15 protein-coding genes are annotated in these 14,092 nt (G+C 42.4%); all 15 read right to left on the bottom strand.

All coding sequences use genetic code 11. The features are described from left to right. Positions 1-6: 6 nt before the first annotated feature. The 15 genes from DFO72_RS12095 to DFO72_RS12025 all read right to left on the bottom strand — a co-directional run bounded on the left by DFO72_RS12095 (position 7) and on the right by DFO72_RS12025 (position 14,091). The gene (locus DFO72_RS12095; RefSeq protein WP_113881926.1) at positions 7-780 is read right to left on the bottom strand and encodes a ribonuclease HII; all 774 of its coding nucleotides are present in this window, start codon (positions 778-780) and stop codon (positions 7-9) included. Between the two features lie 86 nt (positions 781-866). After that, a complete protein-coding gene (gene ylqF / locus DFO72_RS12090) occupies positions 867-1,739 on the bottom strand; it encodes a ribosome biogenesis GTPase YlqF (protein WP_113881925.1) in 873 nt (290 codons plus the stop codon). Between the two features lie 42 nt (positions 1,740-1,781). Beyond that, on the bottom strand, positions 1,782-2,333 hold the full coding sequence (gene lepB / locus DFO72_RS12085) for a signal peptidase I (RefSeq protein WP_113882147.1): 552 nt from the start codon (positions 2,331-2,333) through the stop codon (positions 1,782-1,784). Positions 2,334-2,532: 199 nt separating this feature from the next. Next, the gene (rplS, locus tag DFO72_RS12080; protein WP_009330779.1) at positions 2,533-2,877 is read right to left on the bottom strand and encodes a 50S ribosomal protein L19; all 345 of its coding nucleotides are present in this window, start codon (positions 2,875-2,877) and stop codon (positions 2,533-2,535) included. A 290-nt stretch (positions 2,878-3,167) separates the two neighbouring features. After that, on the bottom strand, positions 3,168-3,905 hold the full coding sequence (gene trmD, locus DFO72_RS12075) for a tRNA (guanosine(37)-N1)-methyltransferase TrmD (RefSeq protein WP_113882146.1): 738 nt from the start codon (positions 3,903-3,905) through the stop codon (positions 3,168-3,170). Next, positions 3,905-4,426 carry a ribosome maturation factor RimM gene (rimM, locus tag DFO72_RS12070; RefSeq protein WP_113881924.1) on the bottom strand — a complete coding sequence of 174 codons (522 nt, stop codon included), beginning with the start codon at positions 4,424-4,426 and terminating at the stop codon, positions 3,905-3,907. Before rimM ends, trmD begins: the two co-directional genes overlap by 1 nt. 12 nt (positions 4,427-4,438) lie before the next feature. Continuing rightward, positions 4,439-4,825: a YlqD family protein gene (locus DFO72_RS12065; protein WP_113881923.1), complete on the bottom strand. Its 387-nt coding sequence runs from the start codon at positions 4,823-4,825 to the stop codon at positions 4,439-4,441. Positions 4,826-5,164: 339 nt separating this feature from the next. Further along, positions 5,165-5,395, bottom strand: a complete 231-nt coding sequence (locus DFO72_RS12060) for a KH domain-containing protein (RefSeq protein WP_009330783.1) — start codon at positions 5,393-5,395, stop codon at positions 5,165-5,167. Between the two features lie 11 nt (positions 5,396-5,406). Further along, a complete protein-coding gene (gene rpsP / locus DFO72_RS12055; protein WP_009330784.1) occupies positions 5,407-5,679 on the bottom strand; it encodes a 30S ribosomal protein S16 in 273 nt (90 codons plus the stop codon). 110 nt (positions 5,680-5,789) lie between these two features. Continuing rightward, the gene (gene ffh / locus DFO72_RS12050) at positions 5,790-7,142 is read right to left on the bottom strand and encodes a signal recognition particle protein (protein WP_113881922.1); all 1,353 of its coding nucleotides are present in this window, start codon (positions 7,140-7,142) and stop codon (positions 5,790-5,792) included. 12 nt (positions 7,143-7,154) lie between these two features. Further along, complete coding sequence (locus DFO72_RS12045) at positions 7,155-7,487, bottom strand: putative DNA-binding protein (protein ID WP_009330786.1); 333 nt, start codon at positions 7,485-7,487, stop codon at positions 7,155-7,157. Between the two features lie 177 nt (positions 7,488-7,664). Further along, complete coding sequence (locus tag DFO72_RS12040; RefSeq protein WP_113881921.1) at positions 7,665-10,457, bottom strand: VWA domain-containing protein; 2,793 nt, start codon at positions 10,455-10,457, stop codon at positions 7,665-7,667. Then, on the bottom strand, positions 10,441-12,213 hold the full coding sequence (locus DFO72_RS12035) for a vWA domain-containing protein (RefSeq protein WP_113881920.1): 1,773 nt from the start codon (positions 12,211-12,213) through the stop codon (positions 10,441-10,443). Before DFO72_RS12035 ends, DFO72_RS12040 begins: the two co-directional genes overlap by 17 nt. 7 nt (positions 12,214-12,220) lie before the next feature. Continuing rightward, positions 12,221-13,087, bottom strand: coding sequence for a DUF58 domain-containing protein (locus DFO72_RS12030; RefSeq protein ID WP_113881919.1), 867 nt, complete (start codon positions 13,085-13,087; stop codon positions 12,221-12,223). Beyond that, entirely contained in the window at positions 13,087-14,091 is a 1,005-nt protein-coding gene (locus DFO72_RS12025) for an AAA family ATPase (protein ID WP_113881918.1), read from the bottom strand. Before DFO72_RS12025 ends, DFO72_RS12030 begins: the two co-directional genes overlap by 1 nt. Position 14,092: the final 1 nt, after the last annotated feature.

Raw genomic sequence — 14,092 nt, 5'->3', positions numbered from 1 at the left:
TCTTTTCTATTCACTAATAAGATTTTTTATTGGTGCAAAGCTTTTCCGATGATAAGGAGATATTCCATGCAGTGTGAGGGCTTCAAGATGCTCCTTCGTCCCATAGCCCATATTTTTCTCGAATCCATATTGCGGAAACTCTGTACCTATTTCAGCCATCATTCTGTCTCTCGTGACTTTAGCTATGATAGATGCTGCAGCAATCGATATGCTTTTGCCATCTCCCTTAATGATTGCTTCCATTGGGTAAGGAGTTAATAGTTTTACGGCATCTGCAAGCAAGAAGTCCGGTTTTGGGCTCAGCGCTTCAATTGCTGAAAGCATTGCCTTTTTTGTCGCTTCAAATATATTGATGCGGTCGATTTCTTCCGGATCAATGATTCCAACGCTGAATGCTACAGCCTTAGCCTTAATTATCTCAGAAAATTCTTCTCTTTTGCTCTCCGGCACCTTTTTTGAATCATCTAAACCAGGGAGGAAGAAGTCTTCTGGCAAAATAACTGCTGCAGCCACCACTGGTCCTGCAAGCGGCCCCCTGCCTACTTCATCTATTCCGGCAATAAACTGAAAACCCTGGCTCCTGTACCGAACTTCATACTGACTCATTTCTTTATGCTTTTCATATATCTTTTTTTGCTGCAGATTTCGGGAATGCCATCTTTCTAAAAGCTGCTGTACTCCTTTTCTTTCATCATGTCTTATGAAATGAAGAAATGGGTCATCCTCTAACTTAAGTGTTTTGATCTTTTCTTCAATTTGACGAATGGTCAATTTTTCCATATAATACTCCTTTTCAATCTAATGTATGTATCGGCATTTTCGCAAAAAAATAAAGGCCTCCTGTGAACAGAAGGTCTTCATCTAAATTATTCAGCTTCACTCCGAACTCCCATCTCTTCGGGCAGCTCCAAAGTGATTGGTCCCAATTTTTCAGAACGGAATTCTCTGATGACCAGCTCTGTCACCTTATCATAATCAATTTCGCCGCCGCCCATCAGACACCCGCGCAGCCTGCCGATTTTATCAAATACTTCCACAATATCTTCCGGAATTTCATCAAGCTGATATCTCTCATTCAGGCGATCTGGATACCTGAGGCCGAGAAAGCGCAGAGCATACACTGCAACATCCTGAAGATTTAGTATAGTATCTTTTATTGCTCCAGTCAGAGCAAGCTTAAGACCTACTTCCTGATCTTCAAATTTTGGCCATAGGATTCCAGGGGTATCGAGAAGCTCCATCTCTTTCCCTACCTTTATCCATTGCTGGGCTTTTGTAACACCGGGAGTATTTCCTGTCCTGGCTATATTCTTTTTGGCCAGGCGATTGATAAGGGTGGACTTTCCAGCGTTTGGAATACCTACAATCATTGCCCGGATTGCTCTCGGCTTGACACCCTTTGCCTTCATGCGATCGAACTTTTCCTGAAGAATACCCTGAGATGCGGAAACGATTTCCTTCATGCCTTGTCCGGCCTGTGAGTTTATCGCAAGAGCTCTTATACCCTTATCTTCAAAATGTTTGATCCACTTTTTTGTCACTTCTTTATCAGCCATGTCAGCTTTATTCAATAAAACAAGGCGGGGTTTGTGCTGAATAATTTCATCGATCATCGGATTTCGTGATGAATATGGAATCCTTGCATCAACGAGCTCAAAGATGATATCAACCAGTTTTAATTTTTCTGTAACCTGCCTGCGGGCTTTCGCCATATGGCCGGGAAACCACTGGATCGTCACAGCTGGTCACCTCCATCCAATATGTATTTACAAAGCAAAGAATCAATCAACAATTCGAATGTCCTCTATAGGCCAGTATATTACTCCAGCATCACCCAGTACTTCTTCCATTGCAACAGGGCCAATGTGACGGCTGTCCTTGCTGAAGCGGCGGTTGTCACCCATTACAAATAAGTGGCCTTCAGGCACTGTTTCCTGTCCTATCTTTTCTTTTAAAGTAAACGGCTCCGTCAGCGGCCCATCGATTACCTGCTTTTTATATTCATCCAGGTAAGGCTCTTCATAAGCTTTCCCATTTACATAAAGAGTATCATCTTTGTATTCAATCTTATCTCCAGGAAGACCTATTACCCTTTTGATGTAATCTTTGTTTTCCGGTGCATGGAAAACAATGATATCGAAGCGCTCCGGCTCGCCAATCTTATAACTGAACTTATTAACAATCATTCGATCCTGATCATGCAATGTTGGCATCATGGACAAGCCGTCAACCACAATCGGAGCAAATAAAAAATATCTGATGACTGCCGCTAACAGGACTGCGATTACAAGAGCCTTTGTCCATTCCCACAATTCATTTTTATTTTTTGCCATTAAATCCCCCACCATTCTTCTACCCCATTAATTAATCTGCATGGAAAGTGTTGTCTTTTTTATTTTACAAAAATTCTTCTCAATAAACACGATGGGAACCTTATTTATATATTATTTAACATTTATGTAATATTATTTGCATTCGGCTGTCTCATGAAAGAAAAAGGAGCTTGATTTAACAAGCTCCTTCTTTTCTTTATTATCGAATTTCTTTGATACGAGCTTTTTTACCGCGAAGGTTACGCAGGTAGTAAAGTTTCGCACGGCGGACTTTACCGCGGCGGATAACTTCAAGCTTCGCAATCTTAGGTGTGTGTACAGGGAATGTACGCTCAACGCCTACACCGTAAGAAATCTTACGAACTGTGAAAGTTTCGCTGATTCCACCACCACGACGCTTAATCACAACACCTTCGTATACCTGAACACGCTCACGAGTTCCCTCAACAATACTTACGTGTACACGTACAGTATCACCAGGACGGAAAGACGGAAGGTCTGTACGAAGCTGTTCTTTTGTGATTTCTTCAATTAGTTTTTGCATCGTTTTCAACTCCTCTCAGCAGACGCTCTTGCACAACCTATATGTTTGCAGCGGAACATCTTTATCAGACGCAAACTGAACAAGTTCAGCCTAAGTCACAAAAAGTATCATACCATACTTGGACGGCAACTTCAATGTTATTTATCTTCTTTTTTTAAGATCAGAGTAGATCTTTGAACTTCGATAACTGCCCAGCTCCACAAGGAACTCTTCGACAGCATCATCATCGAACGACTAAAAGCGTTAGCTTTTAGGATGGAGCGCCTATTCCCTCGAGATGTCGGGGGTGATTAACGCGATTCCGCTTTTATTTCTTCTAGCCATTTTTGCTGTTCTTTTGTTAACTCTGCATCCTCAAGAAGATCAGGACGCCTTAAATACGTCCTTCTCAAGGATTCTTTGGCTCGCCACTCGTCGACAAGGCGATGATTCCCCGAGATGAGGACATCCGGCACTTTAATACCCCTGAAATCCGCTGGACGGGTGTAATGAGGGTGTTCAAGAAAACCTGTGCTGAAAGAGTCCTTCATGTGCGATTCTTCGTTGCCCAATACACCTGGCAGCAAACGGACAACACTATCGATTACCACCATGGCTCCAAGCTCTCCTCCAGTCAGCACAAAATCACCAATCGAAATTTCATCGGTTACCACATGTTCCCGTATTCTTTCATCATACCCCTCGTAATGTCCGCAAACAAAAATCAGGTGATCCATTTCAGCAAGCTCTTCAGCTTTCTTCTGCGTAAAGCGTTCTCCTTGAGGACACAGGAGAATAACCCTCGGAGACGCCCCGCTTTTACTTTGAAGATCATCTACAGCATCAAATATGGGCTGCGGTTTTAAAACCATTCCCGCCCCTCCGCCATATGGATAATCATCTACTGTTTTGTGCTTATTGTCGGCATATTCCCTAAAGTTGACCACGTTGTATTTCACTGCTTCATTTTCAGCCGCTTTTTTTAGGATGGAATGCCCAAAAACGCCTTCAAACATTTCAGGAAACAGAGTGAGCACATCAATATTCATCATGAAAGCAATCCTTCTATCGCATTAATTTTCACAAGTTTGTCTTCCACATTAACTTCCTTAACAACATCTTCAATATACGGGATCAGTATTTCCTTCCCGCCTTTTGCTTTAATTACCCATACATCATTTGCTCCAGGAGATAGAATTTCCTTGATTTTACCTACTTCCGCTCCATCAAGCGTTTCAACAGTACACCCTATGATTTCATGGTAGTAAAATTCATCTTCTTCAAGATCGCCTAACTGATCTTCTGAAATTTTAAGGATGCCGCCCTTCATTTTTTCAATCTCATTAATATTTTCGTATCCTTCAAAGGTAAGCAAATCGAATGATTTATGGGTACGGTGAGTTTTCACTGTCAGCTCAATTGGATCACCTTTTGTGTCAGGCATGAACAAATAAAGTTTATTTCCCGGCTTATACCTTTCTTCTGCAAAGTCTGTTTTGGAAATGACTCTTGCTTCCCCTTTTATGCCATGGGTGTTCACGATTTTTCCTACGTTGAACCATTTCTGCATGTATTATCACCTCTAGCGTATTTCATCAACAATTCCATCTCTTATGATGATGGTTTTCCCTTTTTCTATGTCTTCCCATCGGGTACCCTTTTGAACCTCAATAATCGCCTGGACTTCTTTTTCTTTTAATTCGCTTCCTAATGGTAGCATATGTAATTGTTCTATTTGAAAATCGAGCAGCTGGACTTTTTCCTGCCTCATTTGAATTTCCTTTTCAAAATGCTTTTTAAGACTGGCCGGATGCAGTTTTTTGGTTTTTTCCTGTTTTTTCAGTTCAAACTTCAGCTGATCACTTTCTTTCTGCAGCTGTTTTTTTTTGGCCATATAGCCTTCCAGCAGTTCTTTCTTGCTGTTCTCTGTAAGCACCTGCTTAACTGTAACCGATTGAATGATGTGCATGTACAGCGCCTCCCAAATTTGATCCGATTAAAAAACTGCTTTACTGACTGCTGTCAAATTCTTAGTTGGCGATGTCTATATTTTAACTTTTCTCGTGAAATGCTGTGTTACTTATATATTCTGCCCGTTGATTTCAGCACGGATCACTTGCTATTCGCGGGAAGTGAGGGTAATGCGGCAGCATTATCGAGGATCAAATGCCCTCCGCTCCAATCAACTCAGCAGATGAAACAGTTTTAACAGAGGACAATAAAGTTCAAACAGCAGGATTTTTTAGATTGTAAAAAAAGGAGGGGAAGCCCCTCCTTTTTTGGTAATACCCTGCTCAGTGCAGGATAATTATTCGATGATCTCTAAAAAGATCTTCTTTTGTTCTGATGAACCTGCTGCATAGACAACGGTCCGTATTGCTTTCGCAACGCGCCCTTGCTTCCCAATTACTTTCCCCATGTCATTCTTGTTGACGGAAAGCTGATAGGTTACGCGCTGATCCTCTTCTTGGACATTCACTTGAACATCTTCCGGAAAATCAACAAGGGGCTTAACAATCGTTTCGATAAGCTCTTTCATCTTATAATGAATTACTTACCGTTTTTAGCGTTATGGAATTTCTCCATAATGCCTTGCTTAGAGAAAAGGTTGCGTACTGTATCAGATGGCTTAGCACCTGTCTGAAGCCATTTAAGAGCCAACTCTTCATTGATTTCAACGATCGCTGGTTGAGCAACCGGGTTGTAAGTTCCTACTGTTTCAATGAAACGTCCGTCACGAGGAGAACGAGAATCAGCTACAACAATACGATAGAAAGGGTTTTTGTGAGCACCCATACGCTTTAAACGAATTTTTACTGCCATTTTAAATAAGCACCTCCGAATAGTTTCACACAAGATAGTATAATATCAGATAGTCAATTAGTTTGTAAAGGTTTTTTTCTTTACATCTTATGAAAAGCTTTGCTGACAGCTTAAAAAGGGTTAAAAGGAAGCTTAAATCCGCCTTTTTTCTTGCCTTTTTGCTGCATGCCAGCCATTTGCTTCATCATCTTTTTCATGTCTTCAAATTGCTTCAGCAGACGGTTAACTTCAGGCACGGTTCTTCCGCTTCCCTTGGCAATCCGTTTGCGGCGGCTTGCATTGATGATTTCAGGATGAATTTTCTCTTCCTTCGTCATCGATTTAATAATCGCTTCAACATGAGTGATTTGCTTCTCGTCGATTTGAATATTATTCAAGCCTTTGATTTTGTTTGCACCAGGCATCATTTTCAGCAGTTCATCAAGCGGTCCCATGCTGCGGACCTGACCAAGCTGATCCAAAAAATCATCGAATGTGAAAGAAGCCGTGCGCATCTTCTGCTCAAGCTCTTTTGCCTTTTCTTCATCCACATTGGCCTGTGCTTTTTCAATTAGGGATAGGACATCTCCCATACCTAATATACGGGACGCCATCCGTTCTGGATGGAACGCTTCAAGCGCATCCAGTTTTTCGCCAAGACCGACGAATTTAATCGGCGTGTTTGTTACGGATCTAATGGATAGAGCCGCACCGCCTCGAGTATCGCCATCCAGCTTCGTCAGGACAACTCCAGTAAGACCCAGCAGATCATTGAAGCTTTGCGCTACATTCACCGCATCTTGACCAGTCATGGCGTCTACAACAAGGAAAATTTCATCTGGATTGGAAAGCTCTTTGATTTGCTTTAGCTCATCCATTAAGGCTTCATCTACATGCAGCCTTCCTGCTGTATCGATCAGAACATAATCATGATGATCCTCTTTTGCCTTTGCGATTGCCTGTTTTGCAATTTCAACAGGGCTGACTTGATCACCAAGGGAGAAGACGGGCATATTAAGTTGTTTGCCAAGTGTTTCGAGCTGTTTAATCGCAGCAGGGCGGTAAATATCTGCAGCAACCAGCATCGGATTGCGGTTATACTTTTTGCGGAGCAGGTTTGCAAGCTTTCCGGTTGTAGTCGTTTTACCGGCACCCTGAAGACCGACCATCATAATGACTGTCGGGGGGCGATTGGAAACAGCAATTTTGCTTTGCTCTCCGCCCATAAGTTCCGTTAATTCTTCTTTAACAACCTTAATGACCTGCTGTCCTGGGGTCAGGCTCTTTAATACTTCCTGTCCGACAGCACGTTCGCTGACTTTTTTGACAAACTCTTTGACCACTTTGAAGTTTACGTCCGCTTCCAAAAGGGCGAGACGGACTTCGCGCATCATTTCTTTTACATCCGCTTCATTGATTTTGCCTTTTCCGCGGATTTTCTGAATTGTATTTTGCAGTCGGTCGGCCAATCCTTCAAATGCCATATATGCCGCCTCCTAATCTAATTTCTCAAGCTCTGCCACTGCTTCTTCCAATGCTTCTCGGGAAGGTGAGCCTTCCTGAAGCATCACTTTTATTTCTGCAATCAGCTTGCTGCGCTCTTGAAATTTATGAAATAATAATAGCTTTTCTTCATACTCTTCAAGCATTGCTTCTGTTCTTTTAATGTTGTCATATACCGCTTGCCGGCTAACATCATATTCCTCGGCAATCTCTCCAAGAGAAAAATCATCCAGGTAGTACAGGGACATATAGCTTCTCTGCTTAGGAGTTAACAACGATTGATAGAAATCATATAGGTAGTTCATCCTCGTTGTTTTTTCGAGCATCCCTATCCCTCCTTGTTAAGTGAAAAGCCTTTACAAAGTAAGTTTACATAGAAGTTCTTAGCATGTCAAGAAAATACCTTTACAGCATTGGCAATTCTTATTTCCGGATGAAAGCTTCAGGAAAAAATTAAGCTGGCACCCAATCTGATTTTACTGATTTTACTGATTTTGCTGATTTTACTGATTTTTCCTATTTTTCCTATTTTTCGCATCCAGCAGCCTTTTCATGCGTTCTTCTCTTTCTTTCAGCGGGGATTCTGCTGCAGGCTTCGGCCGGTTTGGTTTTTTCTTTTCTTTTGTTTTTTCCGTTGTTTCTTTTACAGAAGTTCCCGCTTGAAGTTTACCAGGCATCTGCACGGAAGAAGATTGTTTTTCCCTGTAAGCTTTAAGGTTTTGAATTTTCATAGGCGCCTCAGGCTTTTCCTTTTTATTTCTGTTTTTCTTCAAAATTCTCGCAGTGAGAGCAGCTAAGCCAAAGCGCCTTACAGCGATTTCTGAAAAAAAGATCAGGAATGCGGCGAGAAGCAGCCATTCGCTGATTGGCTGTTTGGTGCTGGCTGGTTTTTTCAGTGGCCGGAAAGCTTCTTCTCCAGTTTCCAGCTCCTTGCCTCCAGTCATTTTTGAGAGTGACTCCAAATGCTCTTTATTTGTTCCCTTTTGCAAATACTCTTCTGAATAGGGAATAGTAAAACCAGTCTGATGAACCTGTATATTCCCATTTTGATCTGTCTGTTTAATATTTAAAAAATACATTCCTGCACTTTCCGGCATTGCCGCCTCATATTTACCTGGAGCAGTGAGTCTAATATTGGTTTCTATCTGTTCGCCCGTTTCCGACACAATGGATGCCTCAATCGGCAAAGACTTGCTTGCTGCAGACTCCAGGCTGAGCACTGTATTGCCATCCTTATTCTCAACAGCAACCCTGTATGGTTCACTTTCATATTGCGGCAGGGTTTTAGTGACAAGCTGATTAATAAATGATGGCCACTTTTCCCAGCGGGCCCAATCTCCTGACCATTTGCCTGAGGAGTCAGATGTAAAGGCAGCTGCCCGCCCCATTCCGTATTGCCATTCAGAAAGTACAGGATCTTCTTTTTCACTTAACAGCGGTACCTGTGCTCGCGGCTTGGCCGTAGCAGCTATATAGGCATTCATTTCTGGAACACCTTTTTCAAAGAGTGAGGACCAGTCAGGGTAGGGCTGAACACTAGGATAGAATGGATTGTCTTCTATATAGGTTCTCGTAGCCATTACGGTTTCGCGTGATAATATGCTTGGAATGACGGAAGAGTCAGTAACATCATAAAAACGCCCTGACCCCATTCCCGCAAGATCTTCAAGCAGCCCCCTGTCAGCATCCTGACCAAGTGCAACAGTTGATAGAGTGATATTCTTTTCTTTCCCGCTTTCGATTAAAAGCTCATAGTCCCCATTTGTGGCAGATTGGCCATCTGTCAGCAAAATAATATGCTTCCTCTGAAGCTGCAATTCTTCAAGCTCACTGTAGGCTTGTTCCAGAGAAGTAAAGATTTCTGTCCCTCCGCCTGGTGTAATAGATCTGATTTTTTCAATTGCCTTCTTTTTATCCTTGAGAGGCTTGGTTTCAAGGATTTCCCATGGCCGGTCATCAAATGCTATGAATCCGAGTGTATCTTCTTCACGCAGCAGTTCCACTGAACGGGCAGCCGCCTCTTTCGCCAATTCAATTTTATTCCCGGCCATGCTTCCAGAGCGGTCCATAACTAATACCAGGCCTAAGGAAGGCATTTCTTTTTTGCCCTTGATATCCATATCTACCGGAAGCAATTTCTCAATCGGAGTTTTAAAATAGCCCCCCAGCCCGAAGCTTTCTTCACCGCCGAACATAATAAAACCGGTGCCGAATTCCTTAACTGCCTTCTCCATCAATGTCATTTGGTGCTCTGAGATAACTGTTGCAGGAACATTATTAAAAATAATCGACTGATATTGCAAATACCCTGAGAGAACGGTTGGAAGCTTCTCTGGAAGAACCGTGTCTGTCTCGAGGCCTGAACCTATTAACAAATTCGCAATATCACCCGCGTCCTCCCCTTGTACGATCAGGACCTTAGGGGTTCCCTTAACATTAACAACCGAGTGGAGTGTATTGTTTTCAGAGAAGGCATCCTGGTCAGCAGCTATCTCTGCTTTATATACCGTTAACCCTGCAGTATCTGCTTTGTGAGTAAAGGTATATACATTTTTCCCTTCATTCACTTGAACGGTTTTCTTTAAAACCTCTTTATGATTTACAGATAATCTGATATCAGCTTCTTTGGCAGTATTACTGGTAACTTCAATTGTAATCGGAGCCTCTTCTCCTAAATAAAGTGATGGGGGCATCTTTAAGTCTGAAATTGATACATCGTCACCTGCTGCTGTTCTTAATATTACATGGTCAATCTCGATATTTCGATTCTTTAGAACTGAGGCTGCCTCCAGGCTTTTGCCTGCTGTTTCATTTCCGTCCGACATCAAGACAATTCTGCCAGAGGAATCCCTCGGAATGAGTGAAGCGGCAAATTGCAGGCCTGCTTCCAGATTCGATTGAGAATCCTCTGCTTTCCCGTTAAATTCGGTAACAGCTTCACGGTTCCTGCCCAAATTCTGTTCAAGCACTACATTTTTGCCAAAGGCTGCCACCGCAAATTGATCCTCACTTTTCCTGTGGCTGGAACTGTTTTCTATCCAGGCTAGTGCTTCCTCATCTGCACCAATGCTTGCAGAGCGGTCTGCCAGATATACGACGGTCTGCCCCTTAACCGGAAGGAGGAACTGTGGGACGGTCAGTGCAAAAATTAACAATGAGAAAATGACCAGTCTTAGACTCGCAATCAAAAATTTCCCATTTTCTTTTCCCCTGTGATTTCGAATATACAAAAAGACCATAATGACAGCAGGAATCAGGAGCAGAAACAGGAAGGGATATTTAACCTCGATGCCCACGGCGAAATACCTCCCATTCGATAGCAATCAGTATAAAAGCAATTAATGCCAGCCAGAACCAGAGGCTTTCGTTGGGCCTTTGTATCATGCTGTTTTTTTCAGAAGATTTTTCATTCAATGTGAAAGATTCTCCTATTCCTGCATTTTTCTCCCTTTCATCCAGAAGGACAGAAAAATAATAAATTTGATTTCCTGATACCGCCTGGTAAGTTCCGGGAATCACAGGAGCTTTAAAGTTTTCTTTGTTTAAATCAAGGGAGTAAAGATTTTCGTCTTTATTATTGAAAATCTCCCAGCCACCATTTCCTGTGCCAATATTTATCCATCTCTCTTCTCCGGCGCTGAAATATCCGAGGAAATCTGATTGCTGGGATAACCAATGGTAAGAGTTATACAAAAAGATTGGAAAACCTGGCAGGAGTGGCCAATCTGTGTCGGATAGATCGAAATTGACAATAATAATTGGCAGACCATTCTGCATTCCCCTCTGAATTAAGGGAATGTCTCCACTTTTTAAAACAGTCTCCCATTCCCCTTCCAATGCAGCGGAAGCGGAACTGATATACACACGCTCAAAGTCTGCATATTCAAATAAAGGATCCTTATCCCCTGAAATTGCCTCTTTAAGTATTGTTTTTTCCTTGCCTGTGTTAAAAAAGATCGTTGGCAGTTCAGGAAGTTCCGATAATGTGCTTCCTTCTGCTACAACCACACCCTTCATTTCAAAACCTTTGAGAGCAGCTGGGTCTGTCTGCAGCAATTCGGCTCCTATGGTTTGAAAACCCTTCACCGCAAACGGATTTACATCCCCCATTGTGTAAACTTTTGGTTTTGGGTCTGTGTAAATAGAGGCTGCGAAATTATCTGCACTGTAGCCGTCATTAATGGAGATGGATGCCTCATAATATGGTTTTTCAGGCAGGTTTTTAATTTGGACGGTTGTTTGTTCATTTGCTTTCAATGATAAATTTTGTTCAAACAAAACTTCATTCTCAAATTGGACGGTAAAACCTGTTTCTATATTTCCGGCAGACTGGTTTTCTATCACCGCAATGGCTGAGATTCCATCACCAGCTGCAGCAGTCCCAAACGATTGGAGCGAGACGTTCCTTGCATCCTCTCCAATATTATGTACAACAGTGTATAAACCAGCCAGATCCTCCATTAAATCATTCTTCACAGCCGAATCTGAAAAAATATGAAGAGCTGTGTCTTTTCCAGAAGATAAGGAACCTGCCAATAAGAGGGCTTTATCCATATTTTCATGTTCATAAGTAAGATTCAGCCCATCAATGGTTCTGCGAATGGCAGTTGGATCATCTTCACGGCTTAATAGGATCTCATTTTTCTCTCCTGCTTTAATCAAGGTTACCTGCTGACCATTAAGCTTGCCGGCAAGTTCAAGCATTTCCTCTTTTGCCATCTCAAAACGGCTCTTTCCTCCGCGTTCAGCCGACATAGAGGCGGATGGGTCTATAATGATGATTAAATGTTCTCCTTTTAAAGAATCTTCAAGCCAAAATGGGCGCACAAGGGCCAGCATCAATAAGATCAGAGCCAATAATTGCAGCCAAAATAATAGATTCTGCTGAAGCTTTTTCAGCCAAGGGGAAGCCTGCCATTCGTTCAGCACCTGCTCCCAGAGCAGATTGGATGAAACGGTCTTTTCCGTGTATTGCTTCCGAAAGAAATAAAATAGGATAACTGCTCCTATGAAAATGGCTAATATAAAATAGATAGGATTTAAAAATTGCATTGTGTCCTCACCTGACCAGCCCCTTCGCAAACAGATCCCTGAAAAGAACGGTCTGAAGATCTCTTGTTTCCGGGGCATAGATATACTGGCCGCCATACCGTTTGCATAAAGTCTCAAGCTGTTCATTATGTTCTTTTAGGCGCTTTTCATATTCAGCTAATACGGAAGGGCTCATGCTGACATTTACTGCAGTCCCTATCTCACTATCAATCAACTTTATATCTCCAGAATATGCAGGAGTCAGTTCTTCATCTGCCTGCACCTGAAATAGCCAGAACTCCTGTTTTAACCCCCTGAGCTTCCTAAAAAGGTTTTCCCATTCCTGGAGAGGCTCAAAGCCATCCGCTATTAATACCGCAAGCTGCTGATGTTTAGAAAGAGTTTCTTTCAGACAGCCCAGAAAGTTTGTGGACAGAGCTGCAGGTTCAATTTTTTGGATTTCCATGAACGTTCGCCTGCTGTAAACAGAGCCTTTCCTCTTGATAGGCTGTACTCCTGCAGAAGAAACAGCTGAAAAGAAAAGCCGGTCTTCACTTGAAAGCACCATAAAGCTCAAAGCTGATGCCAGCGCTTTGGCATATTCCCATTTCTGCTGGATTTTTGTCATTGATGACGTTGCATCCAGGTAAACTGCAATAGAAAGCTCCTGCTCATCCAGGAAGCGTTTGATATAATGTTTTTGTGTTCTGCCATAGACATTCCAATCTATTTGTCTAATATCGTCACCAGGCTGATAGGCCCTGAAATCAGAGAATTCCATGGAAGATCCGAATTTATGGGATTGCCTGGAGCCTGAATGAAATCCTCTTTTCCTTGTCTTTGCAGCAATCTTTCGTTTTTGAAGCTTTCCAAGAAAAGCATGATGGATGTTCATCAGCTCTTAGCTCCCCAGGAAGTTTCGTTTAACATAGCTTCAATAATCGAATCCGCTGAAATACCCGCTGCCTCTCCCTCAAAGTTCAAAATAAGACGATGCCGCAAAACCGGAAAGGCAACGTTTTTAATGTCTCCTATTGATACATGGAATCGACCGGAGCACATGGCTCTTGCTTTTGCCATACTTATCAGACTCTGAAGGCCGCGTGGACCGCTGCCATATTGGACGTGCTTTTTCACTGTTTCTGGTGCCCCCTCTGAATCCGGGTGCGTGGCAGTGATCATCCAAACGGCATAATCCAGGATTTCATCTGATAGGAGAATTTCTCTCGAAAGCTCCTGTAGAGCAATGACATCCTTCAATCCAGCAGCTTTATTTATATGGATTTTTTGCGTCCCCGTAGTCCTCCGGGCAATTTCTTTTAATTCTTCTTTCGTCGGATACACAACATTCACCTTGCATAAAAACCGGTCCGTTTGTGCTTCCGGCAGGGGATAAGTCCCTTCCATATCAATTGGGTTTTGAGTTGCGAGTACAAAAAATGGCTTTTCCATCTTTTTGGTTTCGCCCATAATAGTGACCGTTTTTTCTCCCATTGCCTCGAGCAGGGCACTTTGTGTTTTTGGTGTTGCCCTGTTAATTTCATCTGCAAGGATGATGTTGGCAAAAATGGGTCCTTTATGAAAACTGAATGTTTGCCTGCCAGCCTCATCAGGCTGAAGCAGCATGGTTCCAGTTATATCGGATGGCATAATATCAGGGGTGAATTGAATGCGTGAAAATTTAAGATCAAGTACTTCAGCAATGGTTTTAATCAGCATAGTTTTACCCAGCCCTGGCAAACCTTCAAGCAAAACATGCCCTCCTGAGAATATGCTCCATAGTACATGTTCGACCACTTCTTCCTGGCCGACTATAAATAATTGAATTTCATCTTTTACTCTTGCTATAATATCTGCTGCTTGTGCGAATTGCTGTTCTTTTTCCTGTATTACCGACATC

It is taken from the genome of Cytobacillus oceanisediminis, from assembly GCF_004366035.1.
Lineage (GTDB): Bacteria > Bacillota > Bacilli > Bacillales > Cytobacillaceae > Cytobacillus > Cytobacillus oceanisediminis_C.
Note: the sequence above shows the minus strand (reverse complement) of the source record. Positions and strands in the feature narration are given on the sequence as shown.

What these genes read in the sequence shown, in the direction of transcription:
- ffh (WP_113881922.1), bottom strand. Translation starts at nt 7,142, where the DNA reads ATGGCATTTGAAGGATTGGCCGACCGACTGCAAAATACAATTCAGAAA.
- DFO72_RS12025 (WP_113881918.1), bottom strand. Translation starts at nt 14,091, where the DNA reads ATGTCGGTAATACAGGAAAAAGAACAGCAATTCGCACAAGCAGCAGAT.
- DFO72_RS12095 (WP_113881926.1), bottom strand. Translation starts at nt 780, where the DNA reads ATGGAAAAATTGACCATTCGTCAAATTGAAGAAAAGATCAAAACACTT.
- trmD (WP_113882146.1), bottom strand. Translation starts at nt 3,905, where the DNA reads ATGAATATTGATGTGCTCACTCTGTTTCCTGAAATGTTTGAAGGCGTT.
- DFO72_RS12030 (WP_113881919.1), bottom strand. Translation starts at nt 13,087, where the DNA reads ATGAACATCCATCATGCTTTTCTTGGAAAGCTTCAAAAACGAAAGATT.
- DFO72_RS12065 (WP_113881923.1), bottom strand. Translation starts at nt 4,825, where the DNA reads ATGCACATCATTCAATCGGTTACAGTTAAGCAGGTGCTTACAGAGAAC.
- rpsP (WP_009330784.1), bottom strand. Translation starts at nt 5,679, where the DNA reads ATGGCAGTAAAAATTCGTTTAAAGCGTATGGGTGCTCACAAAAACCCT.
- DFO72_RS12045 (WP_009330786.1), bottom strand. Translation starts at nt 7,487, where the DNA reads ATGCTCGAAAAAACAACGAGGATGAACTACCTATATGATTTCTATCAA.
- DFO72_RS12035 (WP_113881920.1), bottom strand. Translation starts at nt 12,213, where the DNA reads ATGCAATTTTTAAATCCTATCTATTTTATATTAGCCATTTTCATAGGA.
- DFO72_RS12060 (WP_009330783.1), bottom strand. Translation starts at nt 5,395, where the DNA reads ATGAAAGAGCTTATCGAAACGATTGTTAAGCCCCTTGTTGATTTTCCG.
- rimM (WP_113881924.1), bottom strand. Translation starts at nt 4,426, where the DNA reads ATGCAGAAATGGTTCAACGTAGGAAAAATCGTGAACACCCATGGCATA.
- lepB (WP_113882147.1), bottom strand. Translation starts at nt 2,333, where the DNA reads ATGGCAAAAAATAAAAATGAATTGTGGGAATGGACAAAGGCTCTTGTA.
- rplS (WP_009330779.1), bottom strand. Translation starts at nt 2,877, where the DNA reads ATGCAAAAACTAATTGAAGAAATCACAAAAGAACAGCTTCGTACAGAC.